Below are 21,048 nucleotides of genomic sequence, written 5' to 3' on the forward strand. Positions count from 1 at the left end.
CCAGCCCTTATCGGTGCTTAGGTCGGCACTATTGGCAATCCAAGGGATGTGACGCCGATGACCACCAGCCGGATCCCAGGGCAGCGCTGGTACACGCCGTACCTCTTCCCGATCCCGGCCCTGGTGCTGTTCGGTGTCTTCTTCGCATGGCCGGCGATCACCGCGCTGCAGCTCTCGTTCACCGACTACGACGGGGTGACCCCGCCCGTCTTCGCCGGGGTGGACAACTTCGTCAAGATCATCGACGATGCCCGGTTCTGGACGGCCCTGCGCAACTCGCTGGTGTTCCTGGCGGGGCTGTTCCCGCTGCTCGTGGTGCTGCCGCTGCCGCTGGCCGTACTGGTCAACCAGAAGCTGCCCGGCATCAGGACGTTCCGGATGCTCTACTACCTGCCGGTCGTGACCTCGATGGTCGCGGTGGCGGTGGCCTGGAACTACGTCTTCCACCAGCAGGGCGTGCTCAACTGGCTGCTCACCGGCTTCGGCGTCCTCGACGAGCCGATCCAGTATCTGCTCGATCCCGCCTGGGCGCTGCCGGCGCTGATCCTCGTGGAGGGCTGGAAGAGCATGGGCGTCTACATGATGATCTACCTCGCGGGCCTCCAGACGATCCCGGCGAATCTGTACGAGGCCGCCAGGGTGGACGGCGCGAGCGCCTGGCGCCGGATGCGGGACATCACCGTGCCGCTCATGATGCCCTACATCGCGGTCACGATCACGATGACCATGCTGGACGCGATGCAGGCCTTCACCACCGTCTTCGTCATGACCAAGGGCGGCCCGCAGGACGCCACGCTCATGCTCGGCTACTACATCTGGTCCGAGGCGTTCGAGAAGTACGACATGGGCTACGCCAGCGCCGTCGGGCTCGTCCTGTGGGCCCTGCTGATCGTCATGGCTCTGCTCAACTACCGGCTCACCAGGGGAAAGCAGGTCGGGCATTGACCCCCAGACTCGGCTGGTGGCTGCGCCGGGCAGGCATGTACGTCCTGCTCACCGCGATCGCCCTGGTGTTCGTCGGCCCCTTCCTGATCCTGCTGTCGGCGGCGCTGAAGCCGTCCGGCCAGGCCGTCTTCTCCTTCCCGCCCGACATCATCCCCCGCCCTCCGGTCCTCACCTGGGCCAAGGAGGCGTGGACGGCCATCCCGTTCCCGCGCTACCTGCTCAACTCGACGCTCCTGGTCGTCGTGATGGTGCCGGCCTACATCCTCGTGTCGGCGCTGTGCGCCTACCCGCTGGCGCTGATGAACTTCCGCGGCCGGAGCGTGATCTTCTTCGCGATCCTGGCCACCATGTTCATGCCCGGCGAGGTCATGCTGCTGCCCAGGTTCCTGGTGGTCTCCCAGATCGGGATGGCCGACAGCTACCTGGGGGTGATCCTGCCGGGGCTGCTGTCGGCCTTCGGGATCTTCCTGTTGCGCCAGACGTTCGCCGGCGTGCCCCGCGAGGTGGTGGACGCCGCCAGGACGGACGGCTGCCACGAGCTGCGCATCTTCTGGCACGTCATGCTCCCCGCCGCCCGTCCCACCCTGGCCATCCTCGGCGTCTTCGGCTTCATCTCGGTCTGGAACAGCTTCATCTGGCCGATGGTCGTGCTGAAGGACTCCGCGCTCTACCCCATCGCGCTGGGGATCGCCTACCTAGCCGGCATCACCGGCACCGACGTCCGCAGCCTCGCGGCCGGCACCGTGATCTCGATCGTGCCGGTCGTCGTCTTCTTCATGATCATGCAACGTCACGTACTCGAAGGCATGAGCGGTGCGGTAAAGGGCTGACACCGCGTACCACCCCCCCGGAGGTGTTCGACCGATGTTGACACGCAGGCAGTTGACGCTCGGCGCGCTGGCCGCAGGAGCCCTGAGCGCGATGCCGGGCACGGCACGCGCGGCGGGCCACGACTACACGTCCCGCGCGACGTTCGACCTGTTCGACAAGACCTTCCACGAGAGCGGCGCCGCCGGCCAGCCGACCGACACCAACGAGCTCGGCGGCCTGGGCTGGGGCGCGTCCTACGTGCTCGCCGCCTACATCAGGATGTACGAGGCCTACCGCGACCCCTACTACCTGGACCGGCTCATCCACAACGCCGATCTGGTGCTCGCCCAGCGCGACTCCGAGCGCGGCGTGACCGACTACCGAGGTCTGTCGCTGCCCGCCTGGCGCAACCTCAGCTACACCGCGGGCGGCGTGAGCCTCCTGGACGCGGCCGGGCAACCGCTGCTCGAGGTGCGCAGCGCCCTGACGAACGTGAACGACGCGGTGGCCACCGTACGGGCGGGCACCGGCGAGGGCCGCTTCACCCTTGAGGTGGCCAACCCCAAGAAGAACCGGGTGTCCACCTTCGCCGAGCTGTCGATGGACCCGACCAGCCCCGACTACGCGGTGCGCCGGATCTTCGACGCCTACCCGTCGCCGAACATGGTCACGGCCAAGGACCTGCGCCCGTCCCCGTCCGGGAACGCGATGCCCGTGCCGGGCACGGCCAAGCTGGCCGCCGCGCCGGCGATCTTCACCGTGCACACCGGCATGATCACCTATCCGCTCGCCTCGTTCGTGCGGCTCGTCCTCCAGAACCCGCGCCTGCGCGCGAACCCCCGCTACCGGAGCAAGGCGGCCGAGTACCTCACCGCGGTCAAGGCCGCGGCGGCGGTGCACGAGCCCGAGTGGGTGCAGACCGACGCCGGGCTCGGCTACTTCATCTGGCTCAAGGGCATGCCCGTCCCGTACGACGGCGTCGAGCAGCCCACCAACCAGAGCCTCGGCCTGGGCCAGACCTACGCCGAACTGGCCGCCGCGACCGGGGACCCCACCTTCCGTGACCGCACCCGCCGCCTCGCCCGCGGCTTCGCCGGTGACCTGCGTACCGACGCCGACGACGCCTACGTCTGGCCGTACTGGCCGACCTTCGGCAAGCTCTACAGCGGCTACACCAAGGCCGACAACGTCTCCGAGTGGACCCCGTCGTACGGCACGCCGCCCAAGGGCGCGCAGCAGATGGAGGACCTGAGCCACGGCGGGATCGACGTCGAGTTCGCCGCCGTCGCCCACCGCTGGGGCTTCGGCTTCCACGACCGGGACCTGGCCCGCTTCGCCCGCACGTACACCAAGAACATGGCGACCACCGACAACGGCGTCGCCACCACCTTCGTCTCGGTGGACGGCGGCGGCGGCCTGGCACCGGCCGGCCAGTACCTCCAGGCGCCGCGCTACATGCCGGTGGCCCGCGGGGACAGCGCCCTCTTCCCGCACGCGCGGGCGGTGTACGTCGACCACGCCGTCGAGACACCGCAGGGCTCGACGCTGCTCTGCGTCGCCTACCTCAACTGGTACGCCCGCGGCGGCCGCTGACCACGAACACCCACGGGACCTCCGTTCCCCCTCTCCCCGAACGGGGGTCCTTCCAAGGGACCTCTCCCCCGACAGCCCGCCTTTCCCCTCGCCCCCGAAGCGGGCATCCCTCCTAAAGGACACCCACCACGACAGACCGCTGTCTTCTTCTCCCCCGAAGCGGGCATCCCCCCTAAAGGACACCCACCACGACAGACCGCTGCCTTCTTCTCCCCCGGAGGGGTCCCTCCCAAGGGACACCAGCCACCACGAACCGTCACAGAGACCGATACGGTCGCGTGACGAAACCAGGGTCTCCGGCCCTTGATCGAGCCCGCCTCCGTTCAGCTGTATCGTGCCTGAGGTGAACGGGGTCGAGTTGTTCCTGCTCGGGCGGACGCTGATGAAGATCGGCGAGGAGGCCATGCCCACCGAGGGCATCGGCGAGCACTCCACCAGCGTCCGGACCGTCCTCATCGTGGTGAGCGACGTCCGGGAGCATCCCGGCACCTCCGTGGGCGAGGTGGCGGCCCGCACCGGCCTGCCGCAGAGCGCCGTCTCCGCCGCCGTCGCGCGGCTGAAGTCCGTGGGCGCCCTGGAGACCATGACCGACCCCCGCGACCGGCGGCGCTCCCTGATCAGGGAGTCGCCGCAGGTTTCGGATCGGGTGTCGGAGGTACGTGCCGCGCCGGTGGACGACGCCGTGGCCGCGGCCCTCGACACCGACGACCGGCAGGACATCGCCGAGACGGTCGAGATGCTGGAGGAGCTGGCCCGGCGCCTCATCCCCGGGACGCTCAGCCGTTAGCCGTACGAGGGAGTTGATCGACATCGAACGCACCGTGATCGACGGCAGGCCCGTCGAGGCGCCGGAGGTGACGCTGGCCGTCTCGGCGAGATACGGGCACTTCACCGCGATGCAGGTCAGGCAGGGCCGGGTACGCGGCCTCGACCGCCACCTCGACCGGCTCGACCGGGCCACCGAGGAGCTGTTCGGCCGCCCGCTCGACCGCGGGCTCGTGGTCGACTCCATCAGGTCGGCCCTGGGTTTGGACCGGCGGCAGGCGGCCGCGCCCGACGCGTCCGTACGGGTCTATGTGTGCGAGGTCGCCCGCCTGCACGTGCTGGTGACCGCAAACCCTCCCACCGACGTCGCCACCACCCCGCGGAGCCTCAGATCGGTCCGCTACCAGCGCTTTCTGCCGCACGTCAAGCACACGGGCGGCTTCCCCCAGGGCTACCTGGGGCGGCGGGTGCAGGCCGAGGGCTTCGACGAGGCCCTGCTCACCGCGGACGACGGGGTGATCTCCGAGGGTTCGATCACCAATCTGGGCTGTTTCGACGGCACCCGGGTGATCTGGCCGGACGCGCCCATGCTGCACGGCATCACGATGCAGCTCATGGAGGCGGGGCTGACTCAGGCGGGCGTGCCGTACGAGAGCCGGGTGTTGCGGGTGGCGGATCTGCCGGACTTCGAGACGGTGTTCCTGACCAACTCGCACGGCGTCGTGGCCGTGGGGCAGGTCGACGATCTGACGCTGAAGGTGGACGAGGCGGCGATGGGCCGGCTGATCGGCTACTTCGAGGGCATGCCATGGGAGGAAATCAATCATTCTTGATACATCATTCTTGATGCATTAAGGTGAGTGCCATGGAAACTGGCATGTTGCGGGTGGCCGGCGCGCACCTCTACTTCGAGCTACGGGGCACCGGCCCTGTCCTGCTGATCTCGCAGAGCGGCGAGGGTGACGCCGGACGCAGCGTCGACCTCGTGGACCGGCTCGTCTCCGACCACACGGTGATCACGTACGACCGGCGCGGGCTCTCCCGCAGCACCCTGGACGACCCGGCCCGGGGCGCGACCGTCGAGGAGCACGCCGACGACGTCCTGCGCCTGCTCGACCACCTGACCGGCGAGCCGGTGACGATGCTGGGCATGAGCTTCGGCGCCACCATCGGGCTCCACCTGATGGCCAGCGGCCGGCTGAGCAGGCTGATCGCGCACGAGCCCGTCGCGCCATGGCTGCTCCCCCCTGACGAGTGCCTCGGCCACCGGCGGGAACTGGCCGAGGGGCAGGAGATCTATCGGCGTGACGGTCTGCCCGCCCTGCTCAAGGAGATCAGCAGGACGCTCGGCATCGACCTCGCCGCCAAGGACGTCGAGCCGGACCTGACCCCGCAGCCGATGACCGAGCGGCGGATCGCCAACTTCGGCTACTTCGTGGAGCACGACTGGACGGCGATCATCGCCGACCAGCTGGCCCCGGCCACGCTGAAGGGCGCCCCGATCGTGCCCGTCGCCGGTCGCGCCACGCCGCACACGGTCTTCGACCGCCGGTGCGCCGAAGAGCTGGCGCGGCTGCTCGGCACCGAACTTGTGCACTTCCCAGGCGGCCACAACGGCAACACCTCGCACCCCAGGGCGTACGCGGCCTCACTACGCGAGGTCCTCTCGTAGTGACGGCTGCGCGAGGTCCTCGCGTTGTGACGGCTGCGCGAGGATCTCGCGTAGTGACGGCTGCGCGAGGATCTCGCGTAGCTCTTTCGCGCAGCCGAGCCTCCGGAACCCTGCCGTCGCTTCGACCTTTCCCGAAATATCGCCACCGTAGGTGAAGTGTCGGCGATCATCCCAGCATGGACGCTGCGGAATTCCGCCCCGAAGACCTCGAACGGATCACCGCCCAGGCGGAGCAGATGCTGCTCCGCGTCGAAGGGGTTCGCAAGGAGGTCGACGTGGTCGTCGGCCGGGGCACCGGCGCGGACGGGCAGGTACGGGTGGCCGCCGGCGCCGACGGGCGGCTCGTCGAGCTGGTCATCGCCCCGCGTGCGATGCGCCTGGACAGCCAGAAGCTCGCCGAGGAGCTGCTGCGGGCCGCCCAGCAGGCGCATGACGAAGCCGACAGGAAGGCCAGGGCGGTCATGGCCGACACGCTCGGCGAGTCGATGCCGACCCAGCGGGAGCTCGACGACCGGTTCAGCCAGATCCTCGAGTCCTTCGAATCGTCGATGGACGAGCGCATGCGGGCCATCGACGAGCGGCGCCGGGACACGACCTGACCGACACTTCGAGGTTGTTTGAAGAATGCTCCCAGCCGACCCCGCCGCTCTAGGGTGTCGGCGGGTATGCATGTGCGCAAATGTCGCGGGATGTGAATTTGGTGGCCATTCGGTGGCAGAAGGCGGCACGGCGGAGGGTGGCGGGCCTCGTCGCGCTCACGGTCGTCGCCGCGCTCACGGGCATCGGGTTCTTCCTGGGCACGGGTGTGTCCAGCGCCCGGCCCAAGCTCGCCGACATCGGCGCGTGGCTCGCCAGCGCGCTCAACGGTGAGGTCGTCCACGCCAACGGCCTGTCCGGCCAGATAGATGGCCGGGTGGACCTGGCCGCCGCGAAGGGCGACGAGCTCAAGGTGGTCCAGGACGGCAACAGCGTGCTCGTCGTCGACGAGTCGACCGGCCAGGTCAGCCGCATCGACCCCACCCAGCTCGAAGTCGCCCAGACCAAGAGCCTGGGCGCCGGCGGCACGCAGCTGGTCATGGGTGCGGGCAAGGCGTACGCGATCGACCCGCGGGCGGGCACCGTCCAGCAGGTGAACCCCCTGACCGTGGACACGATCGGCGCCGCGATCACGCTCAAGGGCCCGCTCGGCCAGGCGGGCATCGACAAGAACGGAACCCTCTGGGTGCCCGTACCGGAAGAGGGCACGCTGGCCCAGATCAACGGCGCCCAGCAGGGCAAGGCCGTGACCGTGGGCGAGCCGGGCGACCCGCTCACGCTGACCATGGCGGACGGCGTACCGCTGGTCACCAACTCCGCCGCCGCGTCGGCGATGGTCATCGGCTCTACCGGTACGCGGCTCACGGTGAGCCTGCCCAGCACGGTGACCGAGGCAGGGCGCGGCGGCATGCTGATGCCCGCCGTCGCCGAGGCCACGATCGTCCCGATGCTCGCGCCCAAGCAGGGCGCGCTGGTGCTCGTGGACACCGCGAGCGGCGCGCTGAGCACCGTGTCGGTGAAGGGCGGCAAGCTCGGGCCGCCGCAGGCTCTCGGCCGCCGCGTCTACATCGCCGACGAGAGCACCGGGCGGCTCATCGTGTACGACACGGTGGCCAAGAGGTTCGACGCCGAGAAGGTGATCACCGGTAAGGCGGGCCCGCTGGAGGTGTTCGTCAAGGACGGCCTGCTCTGGGTCAACGACCAGTTCAGCGAGACCGCGCTCGTCGTCGAGCAGGACGGCAGGGCGCACCGGGTCGGCAAGTACGACGAGGCACTCGGCCAGAAGGACACCCCCACGCCGCTGCCCGTACCCACCGGCACGCCCACCATGGCGCTGCCGACCACCGTCCCGACCCGGCAGACCACCCAGCCCACGGCACGCCCCACGGTGACGGTCACGCGTACCCCGAAACCCACCCCGACGAAGCGCTCGGAGACCCCCAGCCCGTCCCCGACCAGCACCCCGACGCCTACTCCGACCCCGACACCCACGCCCACACCGACGCAGACCCCCGGCCCGCCGGGCACCGTAACGGCGAACTCGGGACCCGGCTGGATGGAGATCGTGTTCACCCCGTCGAGCCAGGGCAAGGCCACCGGCTACACACTCAAGGGCGCCCCGGACAGCGCGAACGTGACCCCGGACCGCGTACGGTCCGACGGCCCCTTCCAGTTCCGGGTCACCGGAGGCCGGTGCGACCAGGAGTACACCTTCCGCGTCGCGGCCCAGTACGACGGCGGCGAGTCCGTCTCCGACCCCACCATCCCGGTACGCCCCTGCGTCGCCCCGGGCAGACCGGCGAGCTTCGAGGCCAAGGGCAAGAACCACGGCGCCGACCTCACCTGGTCGGCTCCCGACAACGCCAAGGACGGCGGCGTCAGCTACGTCCTCGAAGGCCCCGGCCAGCACCCCGGCACGCTCGACGGGACCGGCGCGGAGGTGACCGGCCTGAAGAACGGCCAGGACTACACCTGGACATTGCGCGCCAAGAACGGCGCCGGCGAGGGCCAGGAGCGCGCCGAGGCCAAGGCCGGGCTGCAGCCGCCGTCGGCACAGTTCCGCAACGCGCACAACGACAACAGGGACACCCTGATCCGGTCCGGCCCCTCGGCGGGGGCGGAGTCCGGCCGCATCCCCCAGGGCGAGTACATCACCATGACCGTGATCTGCCAGACCAAGGGCGCGGGCTACACCGACGACGACACGGGCATGAGCAGCGACGTCTGGAACAAGGTGGAGTCCAGCCGGGGCAGCGGCTGGCTGAACGACGTGCTGATGGACACCCCGAAGGGGGGATTCCCCGCCGCCCCCCTCTGGGAGTGCGAATGATCACCAGAGCCGGCTGGGGCACCCTGGCCGCCTCCGTGCTGCTGTACGCCGTGGCGGCGCCGCTCGGCTACCAGCAGGCGGGCGCGCTGTCGGTCGGCGGTATCGCCGCCGTGGGCGCCGGTCTGCTGTGGACGCTGCGCCGGCCACGCCTGGAGGTACGCCGCGAGGTCACGCCCGTCAAGGTCGCCAGGGGCGAGGCGGCCATCGCGATGCTGCGCGTCACCAACAGGGGCCGCTGGCGGCGCGACGCCCTGGAGGCCCACGACACCTGCCGGGACACCGCGATCGTGGTCGGCGTACCGCCTCTGGCCAGGAACTCCACCGGAACCGTGTCGTACCGGCTGCCCACCCGCAGGCGCGGCGAGACCCCGGTGGGCCCGCTGCGGCTCGACCGGGCCGACCCGTTCGGCCTGGCCCGGCGCACGACCTCGTACGGTCAGGCGGACCTGCTGCTGGTCCGGCCGCGTACGGTGCCGCTGGAGCCGCTGAACTCCGGCAGGCGACGCCACCTCGACGGCTCCGCCTCCCGCTCGCCGAGCGGCACGATCACCTTCAACGGCGTCCGCGACTACGTGATCGGCGACGACCTGCGGCACATCCACTGGCGCTCCACGGCGCGTACCGGGACCCTCATGGTCAAGGAGCTGGAGGACGTCAGCCTGCCGTACACGACCACGATCCTCGACACGCGCGCCGACTCCTACGGCGACGACGACGAGTTCGAGCTGGCGGTGGACGCGGCCGCGTCGGTCGCCTGGTCGGCGAGCCGCCGCCGCTTCCCCGTACGGCTGCTGACCGGCGCCGGCGAGCTGCTGTCCGCCAAGGGCGGCGCCGAGGAGGCCGAGGAGGTGCTCGACCGGCTGGCCCTGGTCGAGCGGACGGCCGACGCGGAGACGCCGGTGGACGCGGTACGCCGCGCGGGCTCCGGCGGGGCGCTGATCCTGGTCACCGGGGCGCGGACCGCGCTGTCGAGCGTCGCGTCGGTGCGGCGGCGCTTCGACCAGGTGGTCTGTGTCTGGGTCGGGGCCTCCTCAGGCGACAGACCGCCGATGGTGCCCGGTGTGACGGTCATCGAGATCGGCGAACTGGCCGAACTGGCGGCGGCATGGCCGCGCTGACCACCCCGCCGGACCGGCCGGTCGCTCAGCCCTCGCCGGACGTGCCACCTACGCCGGACGTGCGGGCCATGCCGGACGTGCGGGCCATGCCGGACGTGCGGGCCATGCCAGACGTGCGGGCCATGCCAGACGTGCGGCCCATGCGGTCGGACGTGCGGCCTGGGGTGTCCGAGGCCGTACCGCTGCCGCCTGTGCCCGAGTGGCGGCGGGTGGTGTCGGTCGTCATCGTGATCCTGCTGGCGGGTACGGCCGGGCTGGCGTTCGACGGGGTGTTCACTCTGAGCGCCCTGCTCCCCGTGGTGACCGTGGCGGCGGTCGTGCCGGGGGTGGTGTCGTACGCGCTGGCCAGGATCTTGCCGCTCTGGGCGTCTCTGGCCGTGAATCTCCTGGCCTGGCTGGTGGCGGTGTCGGCGATGCTGTTCAGGGCGCAGGCCCTGGCCGGGTTCCTGCCGAGTCCGACCAGTGTGCGGGCCGCGCTGCTCGGGGTGCGCGACTCGGGGAAGGCGCTGCTCACGACCATTCTGCCGGCCGAGGGGGACGGCAGGACGATCGTGCTGGCGCACTTCCTGGTCTGGGCGGCGGCGGTGGCCGGGGCCGAGCTGGCCCTGCGGACCAGGGCGGTGGCGCTGCCCGCGGCCCCGGCCGTACCGGTGCTGGCCGCCGCCGTCGTGCTGGGCGTGTCCGGTCCCGGGTCGCGGCTGCCGACGCCGGCCGTCCTCGTCGGGCTGGCCCTGGCCCTCGCCCTGGTCCGGGCGGCCCGAGCGGCCAGGACGTTCGCGGCGGGCGTGCCGCTGCTGGCCGTCCTCGTGCTGATCGCCGTCGCGGCCGGGCCGGTGCTGCCGTTCGCCGCCAAGCCGTACGACGTGCGGCAGTTGGTGGCTCAGCCGCCCCCGCGCCCGCTCGCCGGAGTGAGCCCGCTGGACCAGGTGTCGGCCTGGCTCCAGAACCCCTACCGCCAGCTCTTCACCGTCAAGTCCACGACCGAGGCGAACTGGCGGCTGGCCGTACTGGACCGCTTCGACGGCGTCACATGGACCTCCGGCGCCGGATACCTGCCAACGGGCGGCCGAGTCCCCGGCGAGGGGGCCGCAGGCTCCCTCGACATCGTCGAGCAGCAGTTCACGCTGCAGAAGCTGACCGGGCCCTGGCTGCCCGCGGCGGACCGCCCGCAGCAGGTGAGCTTCACCGGACCGGCGCCCGTCCCCACGAACAGCACCACGATCAGCGCCACAGGCGACACCACGAGCGGATCCGCGGCCGGCCTGATGGCCGACCCGGCCACCGGAATGCTGGCGAGTACTGCCGCCGCCCCCGCTCGCGAGGGCATCACGTACCGGGTCATCTCGGGCATCCGCCGCTACTCCGCCGCAGAGCTGCGCGAGGCGGTCCCCGCCGCTGACCAGGCCGCTCTGGCGCTGCCCAACGGCCCCGACGGCCGTACTCCCCCGCAGCGGGGCCGCCTCGCCGCCATCGCACGCAAGGCCACGGCCGGTGCCACCAGCCCCATGCAGCAGGCCGTCCGACTGGCCGCCTACCTGCGCAAGCACGCCCAGTACGACGTCAACTCCCCGCCGGGGCACAGCTATCGCAGCATCGAGTTCTTCCTCACTGAGGCGAAGAAGGGCACGACCGAGCAGTTCGCGGCGTCGTACGCGCTGCTCGCCCGCTCGCTCGGCCTGCCCAGCCGGGTGGTCGTCGGCTTCGGTCCGGGCAAGGCGGAGGGCGGCGGCGTACGGCAGGTGCTGGCGGGTGATGTGCTCGCCTGGGCGGAGGTGGAGTTCAAGGGGATCGGCTGGGTGCCGTTCTACCCGACCCCGGCGCGCAGCCACGCGGGCCAGAGCGGCGACGTGGCCGAGGGCGTGTCCAAGCAGCGCCAGGAGGTCGAGCAGGAGATCAGCAGCGAGAACGCGGAACCCGCTCCCACGCCTACGCCCCACCGACCCACGCCGAAGCCGTCGGCCCGCCAGAAGAAGGCGAGGATCGCCTGGCTGCCGGTCGCGGGCGCCGTGGCCGGGGGCCTGCTGGGCGGCTACCTGCTGGCGGTGACCGTCCTGCCGCCTCTGCGCCGCCGACGCCGCCGGGCGGGCGATCCGCGGGCGCGAGTGGCGGGCGCGTGGCGGCAGACGGTGGTACGGCTGCGCGCCGCCGGAGTTCCGGCTTCGTCGCGCGTCCTGACGGCTCGTGAGGTGGCCACGCTGGGGGTGACGGCTTTGGGCGCCCCTGCGTACGAACCGCTGACGGCGCTGGCGGACCTGGCGAACCTCACTCGCTTCGGTGACGCCCCCGTGGACCAGGCAGCCGCGGACACGGCCTGGCGGCACTACGCGGACGTCGACGTGCTGGTCAGACAGAAGGTCGCGATCCCGCGCCGACTGGCCCATCGCCTGGCACCCGGCTCGCTGCTCCGCTGAGGGGGTCGGCTGAGTCGATCACTGTCTGGTCAAGGGAGACGGGCGCTGCGGGAATCGCACGGCCTGGTGGGATCGTTGTGACCAGTGTGCTCGCTTGGCGACGGGCACCGTTCCCAGTGATCCTCTATACGGCTGCCGTCGTCACCACCACGCGACGCCTTGCTAACATCCCTTGATCAACCGCTGCGCCTGGAGTGTGCATGACCGACCGTCTCACCACCGCGCTGATCAGTCAGGCGGCCGAACGGTTGCGGCCGGTCGTACGTCGCACCGCCCTGGAGCCGAACCAGCGGCTGTCCGACCTGCTCGGCGGTCAGGTGCTGCTCAAGCGCGAGGACGCGCAGGTCTGCCGCTCGTACAAGGTGCGCGGAGCGTTCAACCTGATCGCCTCGCTCACGGATGAGGAGCGGCGGCGCGGTGTGGTCTGTGCGAGCGCGGGCAACCACGGGCAGGGAGTGGCGTTCGCCTGCGCGCGTCTCGGGATAGGCGGGCGTGTGTACGTACCGTCCACCACACCACGGCAGAAACGCGAGCGCATCGCGGCGCTCGGCGGCGACCGGGTGGAGGTCGTGGTCGGCGGCGGCACCTACGACGAGGCGAGCACCGCCGCGCACGCCGACAGCGAGCACACCGGTGCGATCTATGTGCATCCGTTCGACGATGTCAGGACGATGGCCGGGCAGGGCACGGTCGGCCTGGAGATCCTGGCGCAGTCCGGGGAGGCGCCGCACACCGTGGTCGTCCCGGTCGGTGGCGGCGGTCTGATCAGCGGCATCGCCGTCTGGCTGCGCGAGCACTCACCCCGCACCCGCATCGTCGGCGCCGAACCCGCCGGAGCGGCCAGCATGCGCGCCGCCCTCGACAATGGCGGCCCCCTCGCCCTGCCCGAGCTGGACACCTTCGTGGACGGCGCCGCCGTCGGAAGGGTGGGAGACGCCACGTTCCCCCTGGTCAAGGACTTGGTGGATGAGGTCGTCGCGGTCGATGAGGGTGCGGTGTGCACCGAGATGCTGGATCTGTACCAGACCGACGGCATCATCGCCGAGCCCGCCGGAGCCCTCGCGGGGGCGGCGGCCCGTGAGCTGCTGCCGTACTCCTCCGGAGGGCCGCTGGTGTGCGTGGTGTCGGGCGGCAACAACGACGTCAGCCGGTACGGCGAGGTGCTGGAGCGCTCTCTCGTGCACATCGGGCTGCGGCACTACTTCCTGGTGACCTTCCCGCAGCGTCCCGGCGCTCTGCGGCACTTCCTGGACGAGGTACTGGGCGATGGCGAGGACATCATCGCCTTCGAGTACGTCAAGAAGAACAACCGCGAAACCGGCCCGGCGCTCGTCGGCATCGAGCTCGAGCGGGCCAGCGATCTCGACAGTCTCCTGTTCCGCATGAAGGCCAGCCCGCTCACGGTGGAGCGAGTCCCACCTGGCTCGCCGCTGTTCACCTTCCTTCTCTGACCTCCCGCCACGGCGTGCTGGCGGTGAACAAGCTGCTCTACATGGCTGTTCCGAAGATCGCGACTGTGCAGCCGTTCTATCTGATCGATCCGGCTCGATCGCGGATGTCACCGACGGAGGCCGCGACGAGCGGGGCCGCTGCCGCGAACAGCCCGCTTGTGGGCACGGAAGACATGCGGCCGATCGACCTTGTGGTGTGTGGGACCGTCGCCGTCAACCGCCAAGGGGTACGGATAGGCAAAGGGGTGGACAACGGTTCGACGAAGGTGCAGACGAACGCCCCGTCGACGCCTGCGGTGTCGAGGATCACCAAATCCTCGGCGATTCTCCTCGCTTGCAGGGCTTCGTCTCGGACATGGTCGCCCTTCGCCAATCGGGGATGGATTGGCGTGCGCCAGGAACGCCTCCAGCGGCGCGAGGTGCCGACCGGCCCGGACTTCGCTGAGAAGGTTCGCAAGCCGTCGGCGAAACGTTCGGCCCGCGATGATGCCACGCATGAACAGAGTGGACTCCGTGGCCACGCTGAACACCAGCCGGTCGGGTGATCGACGGCGCAGCCGTTCGGCCTCCTGAGCGGCCGCGGTGATATGTTCCAGCGTATCTTTGGCGCCTTTGTCCCATAACTCGGGCGAAAACCAGACCTCCAAGCCGAGCGCCAGGGCCGCCTCGGCGGCGAACGTGAGACGGTCCAGGTCCCGGCCGCAGATTTTGACCGCATTGCAATGGAGATCGTGCCGGATGATCTCCAGTTCGCGGCGCACGATCTTCGGATCGAAGACGGGGCGCCAATTGACGCCCAGCACCCTGCCTACGTCGTAGAGCACGCCCTTGCGCCTCATCACCGCGACCTGTCTTCGCCGGCTGCGACCATCTTCTGTATCGCCTGACGAGTCACTCCCAGCTCACGGGCCAGGTCAGACTGGGAGAAACCCTCGGCCAGCAGGGCGTCGATGAGCTGCCGTCGCTCGCGAGCCAGCTCCCGCGCGATGCGCGCATGCTCGATGGCTGCGGCCCGGACCTCCTTGAGCTTCGCGATGAGCTGCGCGTGCGCCGGTGATTCGATGTATTTACTCACCCGGCCAGAATGACAACCCCCAGTTGTCACTGTCAACCCCCCGTTGTCGCAGGGGCTGCCGGCGGCAAATTGTGATCTTGTCATCGCCGGGTCCTGCCGTTGCGTGGGTAGCGCCGCGACCGTTTGGGAACGATGGCGTCATGGAGTTGTACACCGCCGCGCCGTCCGCCGAGTGGCGGGACACCAAGGCGACGCTGCACCGGTTCTGCCAGGTAGTGGGCAAGATCCGGCTCGCCTCGACGATCCGGCGCAACCACTGGTGGAACGCGCCGTTCCACGTCACCGGGCGAGGGATCACCACCCGTCCGATGGGACAGGCCGACGGCAACCCGATCTTCACGATCGACTTCGACTTCGTCGGCCACCAGCTACTCGTCAGCACGGTGGACGGCAGGGCAGTGTCGTTCGCGCTCCCCGGCCAGTCGGTGGCGTCCTTCTACCAGCACACCATGCGGGCACTGACGGCCCTGGACGTGCGAGTGGACATCCCCGTGCCGCGGCCGTTCGACCTGCCCGACTCCGACCGGCCGTTCGCCGACGACACCGAGCACGCGCACTACGATCCGGCCGAGGTCACCCGCTACTGGCAGGTCCTCAGCCAGGTGAACCTCCTGCTGGAGGAGTTCTCCGCGGGCTTCTCGGGCAAGATCAGTCCGGTGCACCATTTCTGGCACACCTTCGACATCGCCTGCAGCCGCTTCTCCGACCGGACGATCGACCAGCCGCCCGGAGCCGACCCGGTGACGCGGGAAGCGTACTCGCGGGAGGTGATCAGCTCCGGCTTCTGGTTCGGCGACGACGCCTTTTCAGACCCGGCCTTCTACTCCTACACCGCTCCCGAGCCCGAAGGCCTGGACAACGAACCCCTGAACCCCGCGGCCGCGCGGTGGATCGAGCAGCGAGGCGGCCATCTGGCCGTGCTGCGCCACGCCGACGCCCTGGCCGAGGCCGATCCGCGCGCCGCCGTCCTCGCCTTCTACGACAGCGCCTACCAGGCCGGAGCCCGGCGCGCCGGCTGGGACATCGCCCGGCTCGCCTGCCCCGGCGGGGTCACCGATCCGGAGCTGAGCGCCGGAAGGTGACGGGCCGCGCACTTGGCGGGCAGCTGGTGCGGAGTCCTGTTCGACGCCGTCAAAGCGCCCGTACGGCGACGGCTGAAGCTCATTACCATTCGGCCATGATCTTCGACCTTTCGATACTCCTGAGAATCGGCCTGGCCATGGCCATTCCCGCGGTGTTCGCCTGCGCGTCTGTGGCGATCGCGGGGCAGTCCGCCCCATGGAATCGCCACGTACGCATACGCCGGCGACATGTGGTCGGGGGATTGTTCCTGTCGTTCATCGGCGTCGGGATGATGGCATTCGGTGCGTGGTCGGCGCGTGCAGATACGCGCTACGGCGCCATCTACTCGATCGGGATCATGCTGGTGACCCTCATAGGCGGAGGTCTGCTGCTCTTCGGTTTCGGCCCGTTCGCCTCGTGGCTGCTGGAAATCCTCGGTCGGTACGCGGAACGGCTGCCGCTGCCCGTTCGCCTGGCGGCCCGCGACCTGGCCGGTCGTCGCCCGACCACGGCTCCCGCGATCACCGTGACGATGATGGCGACGAGCTTCGGCATCGCGCTGACGATCGTCGCGGTCGGCATGACGGCGCAGGACAGGGCCGCCTACTCCCCCAGCGCCCGGCCCGGCACCCTCGTGGTGAGGTATTTCTCGGCGGAGCAGGCCGATGCCGTACGTGCGGCGATCCAGCGGGAGTTACCCGGGGTTCCCATCGCCCAGAGTGAGAGTCCGCGTGAATACCGACACTTCAACACGTATGCCGAGAACGTCGGCCTGCTGGAAGAGTCCGTCTACCCGCACGAAGTCATCGGCGACGAGGCACTGCTGCGGTACATCACGGGCGACCAGTCGACGCCCTACGACGAGGGCAAGGCCGTGGTGGTCATGAACGCCGACGTGAAGGTCGACTCGGTCGAGATCGGCTACGACGTGACCGGGAACAACGGCCCGCTGGCGACCAAGACCATCCCGGCGATCGCCGCCAGAACCGTCGACCCGAACATGCAGACGATCTTCGTCCCGGCGAAGGTCGTCCGGGATCTCGGATATCAACTGGAGCCGGGCGAGCTGATCGTCGATCCCTCCCTCCATCGCATCTCGGCGGGCGAACAGGCGCGGCTCGACAGCCGGCTGGGCGACGTCGCGGAAACCTATGTCGAGCGGGGGTTCCAGGCTGAGACCACCTGGCTGGTCGTCGCCGCGGCGACGCTCCTCATCGCCCTCTGCGGTGTATGGGCCGCCGGGGACGGTAAAGATACGAGTTCGCGAGCGAGTCGGGTGCTGAGGCGGGCCGGCGACGGATCGGCCGCGACTTTCCGGTGGTTCGCCGCTTGCCGTGCGGGGCTGAGCACGCTGTGCGGAACGGTGTTGGGCGCGGTCGCCGGGTGCCCCATCGGGATGTTGCTGCTATGGCCTTTGACGGCGTCGAACTCATGGGAGTCGCCGCCACGGGTGCCCTGGGAGACCCCGTGGCCGGTGATCGCGGCGGTGGCCGTCGGACTGCCCGTCCTCGCCGCCGCCCTGGGCGGACTCCTCGCGCGTGAGCAAGCCGGCGGTGAGCCGACCGCTACTCCGTGATCAGGTGGGTGGGGTGGCCAAGGGGAGGACGATGGGGGGTTGGACCTGTTCGTCCCGGCCGCCTGGGTCGGTTTCCACCGCGCCGCGGATGCACAGGGACGGTGACCAGGCGACGGACGACGGCTGGCCGAGTCTGACCACCGTGCCGACCTTGAAGCAGTAGCCCGTGGCCGCGTCCAGGGCGCCGACCGTGAACGTGCTGCTGCCGCTCCCCATCGACAGCACGCGATCACCGGGCGACTGCTGGAGCACCATGGGGAAGTCGCTCTTGCGCTGCTGCTTCCAGGACAGCGTCACGGTTGTGCCGTTATCGGTCACCAGCCTGAGGTCCTTGGGTCGCTGCGCGCTCATCGCCGCCGCGTCCCGGGTCTTGGCGGGGCGGGCGATGGACGGCCCGGTGGAAGGCAGGACGGACGGCAGGGCGCTGGGTGGCGATGTCGCGGCGGTCGAGTCGGATGGCTTGGCGGTCGTCGTGGAGTGCGCGTTGCCCGTTGTGGGGTCGGTGCCTCCGGTCCCGGCGTCCGTGCCTCCGGTCGTGGCGGACTGGGGCTCCAGGGTGATCCGCGGTGGGGTCGACGGGCGGCCGTTCATGGCGGCGGCGACGCTGGCCGCGCCGATCAGTACGGCCAGGCCGGAGGTGCCGGCGATGAACAGAGGGACCTTCCTGCTCCTGCGCCTCGGCTCCGCCGGTGCCTGCGGCTGCGCCGTACCCGGCTGGTGGGAGGACGGATAGAGCGGGCGAGGCGGTCGGGGAAGTGAAGCCGAGCGGTCGGGGTCGACGGTCCAGACGAGAGCGCGCGGTATCGACGTCTCAGCGGCCACCGCCGACGACGGCACCGCCAGCGCTGGTGGCGAGTCTCCAGGCCCGGTCTGCGAGGGCGTCAGGCGGGAACTCGGGACGACCAGTTTGTAGGTGGATGGGGCCGCTTGGTGGTCGTTGGGTGGGGCCAACTGGTCCAGGGCGGCGTGGGCGAAGCGGGTGGCGAGATCGGCGGCCGTGGGGCGGGAGTCTGGGGACTTGGCCATCGCCTGGTGGACGGCGTCCACGAGGTCGGGCGGCAGGCCGGGGGACGCCAGGGGCAGCGGCTCCTCGCTCAGTACGCCGAAGACGAACCGGGCCGAGGTGTCCGGGCCGTCCAGGGCGAACGCGGGCCGCCCGGCGAGCAGTTCGTACAGCATCGACCCGAGCGAGTACACGTCCGACGCCGGACTGGCCGAGCGGCCTTCGAGCAGCTCAGGCGGGGTGTGGACGGATACGGACGTCCCGTCGGGCAGCTCGGCCAGTGACATCAGCCCGCTCATGCCGAACCCGGTCAGTCTGGGCTCGCCGTTCTCGGGCAGGACCACGTTCTCCGGCCGTACGTCGCCGTGCACCCCGCCCGCCGCGTGGGTGGCCGCGAGCGCGGCGGCCACCGCGCGCGCGACGCGCAGCGCCTCGCCCGGCGGCGCCGGCAGGGTCCGGCCGGGTCGCTCGGCCAGCGTGTAGCCCCCGTGCAGCTCGGTCACCAGGTACGGGCGGCCGTCGGCGGTGGTGCCGATGTCGAGTACCGGGATCACGTTCGGATGGGCAGCGAGGCTATCGGGGAAGCGGAAGCCGCGCAGCAGCGGCTTGAGCCGGCGCTTGTCCACGCGGCGGCAGGCCAGGGACCGCAGCAGCACCGAGGCGCCGTCGCGGTCGGCCGTCGCGAGGTACGCGCTCCACGGCCCGTCCTGCCCGGCCCGCTCCTGGAGCCGGTAACCACGGACCTTCTCCGTCACCGTCATGCGATCACTGCGGGACCGCCCAGGTCATCGGTCTCGAACGCCTCGTCCTCGACCATCGGGAACCGGGTCCGTTCGCGGTCCTGTTCCTGGTCTTGGCCGCCACCTCCCATGCCAGGCGGGTACATGCCCATCGGCATCCCACCGGCCCCGCCCCGCGCGGCCCCACCCGCCGTCAGGCCGCCCGCGCCCTGTGCGGCCGTCGTGGCGGTGCCGGTCCCCGAGGGGCTCAGCGGGCCGGTGGAGGGCACGCCCGTGTTCACCCTGTGGGCCAGGTCGGGCGACATGGTGTCCGGGAAGCCGGCCAGGTTCGCCCTGGTGTCGGGCAGGCCGGGGGTTTTGAGGTCGCCGGGATTCTTCAGGTCCGGGGTCTGTGGGGTCTGAAGGTCAGGGGTCTTCACGCCGGTCTGGTCGAGTCCTGGAACGCCCGGAGTCTGAGCGCTGTTGGGGTCCGGGAGGTTCGTACCGGCATCGGTCGGGCGCTGGTTCGGGTCGGTCAGGCCGGACGGGTCGCCGATACCGGACGACGTGGGGTCGGTCAGGCCGGACAGGCTGGAGTACGGGCTGCCGAGGCCCGTGTACGGATCCGGGACGCCGCCACCCAGCCGGCCGTTGCCCGTACCGCCGAGTCTCGGCATCGGGCCGGGGTTGACGCCACCGCCCTGAGGAGGGGCCGCGCGCTGCTCCATCTCAGGGGAGATGTGGTCGTAGACCTCTCCCATGAACCTGTTGAGCTGCTTCAGATGATGGCGGGCCAGGGCGTGGGCGTTGCCATCAGTGCCGAAGGTGTCGCCTATGTCGTCATCCAGGCCAACGTCGCCGACTTGGGGGACGTTGTCGCGGAAGAACGGCAGCACCTGCTGGCCGTACCAGACGAGCGGGCGCCCGACGGTCTGAGCACCGTAGTTCACCGCGGCCATGTCCTTCTGGAGCTCGTCGATCTTCTTGAAGACGCCCTCCAGGGTCGCCCCGCCCATGGATCCGGCGAGGCGCTGGGCCTCGTCGTGCAGGTTCTTGATCGATGTCGCGACCGAGTCGGCGATGGTCACATAGCTGTTGCCGGCCTCCACGACCCTGCCAGGGTCGGTGTGGTTGAGGATCAGGTCGACGATGCCCTCGCTGGAATCGCTGTCGCCGCCCCCGACCGCGGCGATGTCGTCGACCAGCGGGCGGTTGGCCTCTCTGAGCTGGTAAAGGGTGTAGCCGCTCATGTCGCGGCCTTGCGCAGGCCGTCCGCCACGGTGCTGTCGGCGTCCATGGCCGTCTTCACGGTCTGGTCGAGCGTCTCCACGATGGCCTCGTAGACCGAGCAGAGCTGGGTGACGGCGAGCTGCATGTTGTGCTGCGCCTTGTCGGTGGTGGCCCGCAGATCCGCGGCCGCCTGCCAGGTGCCCAGGTGGCGATCGGTCAGCGTGGCGCGGGTGACGAGGGCCTCCAGGCTCGGCAGGTCACCCATTCCCCGGAGCCGGTCCAGGTCGGCGCGGAGCTTCTCCACGGGTGAGTCGGGACGCGGTTTGCCGGTCTCCGGGTCCACGAAGTCGGCGATCTTGATGAACATCTCCTTCTTCACCGTGCCCGGATCCACGCGGTTCGGGGCGAGCAGGGCGTCACGCTCTTCAGCCGACGGCGCGCCGGGAGGCGCCTCGGACGGGTAGTCGCCGATGCGGTGCCACTCGATGTTCTCGTCGTGGACGTTCGGGTCCGTCTTGGGCCTGGCGAGGTAGTCGGCGTAGTAGTCCTCCGTGGAGTTCGCGTAGCCGGCTTCACCGTTGTTCTGCGGTTCGCGCTCGTCACTCGGGGTGCCGACACCGGGCATGGGGCGCCCGTCCGTGGTGCCGCCTTCATCAGGTTTCGGCATGAATCTCTCCCCCGCACGTCGGTCTGCATGTCCTCTGTATCCCGCGCGGGCCGCATCACGGCGTCACTTCAAAATATTTGGAACG

At 70.3% G+C, this 21,048-nt stretch carries 18 protein-coding genes; 13 read left to right on the forward strand and 5 right to left on the reverse strand.

All coding sequences use genetic code 11. The annotated features are described in order from the left end of the window. Positions 1–57 precede the first annotated feature (57 nt). The 11 genes from AB0H88_RS21755 to ilvA all read left to right on the forward strand — a co-directional run bounded on the left by AB0H88_RS21755 (position 58) and on the right by ilvA (position 13,631). The gene (locus AB0H88_RS21755; protein WP_357647054.1) at positions 58–945 is read left to right on the forward strand and encodes a sugar ABC transporter permease; all 888 of its coding nucleotides are present in this window, start codon (positions 58–60) and stop codon (positions 943–945) included. Continuing rightward, the gene (locus tag AB0H88_RS21760) at positions 942–1,775 is read left to right on the forward strand and encodes a carbohydrate ABC transporter permease (RefSeq protein WP_357647056.1); all 834 of its coding nucleotides are present in this window, start codon (positions 942–944) and stop codon (positions 1,773–1,775) included. The genes AB0H88_RS21755 and AB0H88_RS21760 overlap by 4 nt, the downstream gene beginning before the upstream one ends. A gap of 34 nt (positions 1,776–1,809) precedes the next feature. Beyond that, entirely contained in the window at positions 1,810–3,348 is a 1,539-nt protein-coding gene (locus tag AB0H88_RS21765; RefSeq protein WP_357647058.1) for a hypothetical protein, read from the forward strand. A 343-nt stretch (positions 3,349–3,691) separates the two neighbouring features. Beyond that, positions 3,692–4,135: a MarR family transcriptional regulator gene (locus AB0H88_RS21770; protein ID WP_357647060.1), complete on the forward strand. Its 444-nt coding sequence runs from the start codon at positions 3,692–3,694 to the stop codon at positions 4,133–4,135. Between the two features lie 13 nt (positions 4,136–4,148). Further along, entirely contained in the window at positions 4,149–4,946 is a 798-nt protein-coding gene (locus AB0H88_RS21775; RefSeq protein ID WP_357647062.1) for an aminotransferase class IV, read from the forward strand. A gap of 32 nt (positions 4,947–4,978) precedes the next feature. Further along, positions 4,979–5,785 carry an alpha/beta fold hydrolase gene (locus AB0H88_RS21780; RefSeq protein ID WP_357647064.1) on the forward strand — a complete coding sequence of 269 codons (807 nt, stop codon included), beginning with the start codon at positions 4,979–4,981 and terminating at the stop codon, positions 5,783–5,785. 176 nt (positions 5,786–5,961) lie between these two features. Continuing rightward, positions 5,962–6,384 (forward strand): YbaB/EbfC family nucleoid-associated protein, encoded by a 423-nt coding sequence (locus AB0H88_RS21785; RefSeq protein ID WP_357647066.1) that lies wholly within the window; start codon positions 5,962–5,964, stop codon positions 6,382–6,384. Between the two features lie 101 nt (positions 6,385–6,485). Next, positions 6,486–8,651, forward strand: coding sequence for a hypothetical protein (locus tag AB0H88_RS21790; RefSeq protein WP_357647068.1), 2,166 nt, complete (start codon positions 6,486–6,488; stop codon positions 8,649–8,651). Further along, complete coding sequence (locus AB0H88_RS21795; protein WP_357647070.1) at positions 8,648–9,769, forward strand: DUF58 domain-containing protein; 1,122 nt, start codon at positions 8,648–8,650, stop codon at positions 9,767–9,769. Before AB0H88_RS21790 ends, AB0H88_RS21795 begins: the two co-directional genes overlap by 4 nt. Then, positions 9,757–12,180, forward strand: coding sequence for a transglutaminaseTgpA domain-containing protein (locus AB0H88_RS21800; RefSeq protein WP_357647072.1), 2,424 nt, complete (start codon positions 9,757–9,759; stop codon positions 12,178–12,180). Before AB0H88_RS21795 ends, AB0H88_RS21800 begins: the two co-directional genes overlap by 13 nt. Positions 12,181–12,380: 200 nt before the next feature. Continuing rightward, positions 12,381–13,631, forward strand: coding sequence for a threonine ammonia-lyase IlvA (gene ilvA, locus AB0H88_RS21805; protein WP_357647074.1), 1,251 nt, complete (start codon positions 12,381–12,383; stop codon positions 13,629–13,631). A gap of 107 nt (positions 13,632–13,738) precedes the next feature. On the opposite strand, the gene AB0H88_RS21810 is transcribed toward ilvA, so the two are convergent. Together AB0H88_RS21810 and AB0H88_RS21815 are read right to left on the reverse strand one after the other, a co-directional pair. After that, entirely contained in the window at positions 13,739–14,455 is a 717-nt protein-coding gene (locus AB0H88_RS21810; RefSeq protein ID WP_357647076.1) for a hypothetical protein, read from the reverse strand. A gap of 14 nt (positions 14,456–14,469) precedes the next feature. Next, on the reverse strand, positions 14,470–14,706 hold the full coding sequence (locus AB0H88_RS21815; protein ID WP_357647078.1) for a TrfB-related DNA-binding protein: 237 nt from the start codon (positions 14,704–14,706) through the stop codon (positions 14,470–14,472). A gap of 140 nt (positions 14,707–14,846) precedes the next feature. Here AB0H88_RS21815 and AB0H88_RS21820 point away from each other — a divergent pair, with 140 nt between their 5' ends. Together AB0H88_RS21820 and AB0H88_RS21825 are read left to right on the forward strand one after the other, a co-directional pair. After that, positions 14,847–15,788: a DUF5996 family protein gene (locus tag AB0H88_RS21820; RefSeq protein ID WP_357647080.1), complete on the forward strand. Its 942-nt coding sequence runs from the start codon at positions 14,847–14,849 to the stop codon at positions 15,786–15,788. Positions 15,789–15,883: 95 nt separating this feature from the next. Beyond that, the gene (locus AB0H88_RS21825) at positions 15,884–17,344 is read left to right on the forward strand and encodes a hypothetical protein (RefSeq protein ID WP_357647082.1); all 1,461 of its coding nucleotides are present in this window, start codon (positions 15,884–15,886) and stop codon (positions 17,342–17,344) included. Here AB0H88_RS21825 and AB0H88_RS21830 read toward each other — a convergent pair whose 3' ends face one another. Genes AB0H88_RS21830 through AB0H88_RS21840 form a run of 3 tightly spaced genes read right to left on the reverse strand, consistent with a single transcriptional unit; the run spans position 17,345 to position 20,963 of the window. Beyond that, positions 17,345–19,108, reverse strand: a complete 1,764-nt coding sequence (locus AB0H88_RS21830) for a protein kinase (RefSeq protein WP_357647084.1) — start codon at positions 19,106–19,108, stop codon at positions 17,345–17,347. Beyond that, a complete protein-coding gene (locus tag AB0H88_RS21835; protein WP_357647085.1) occupies positions 19,105–20,316 on the reverse strand; it encodes a hypothetical protein in 1,212 nt (403 codons plus the stop codon). The genes AB0H88_RS21830 and AB0H88_RS21835 overlap by 4 nt, the downstream gene beginning before the upstream one ends. After that, a complete protein-coding gene (locus tag AB0H88_RS21840) occupies positions 20,313–20,963 on the reverse strand; it encodes a hypothetical protein (protein WP_357647087.1) in 651 nt (216 codons plus the stop codon). Before AB0H88_RS21840 ends, AB0H88_RS21835 begins: the two co-directional genes overlap by 4 nt. Positions 20,964–21,048 lie beyond the last annotated feature (85 nt).

This window comes from Nonomuraea sp. NPDC050680 (assembly GCF_040654555.1).
In the GTDB taxonomy this organism is placed as follows: domain Bacteria; phylum Actinomycetota; class Actinomycetes; order Streptosporangiales; family Streptosporangiaceae; genus Nonomuraea.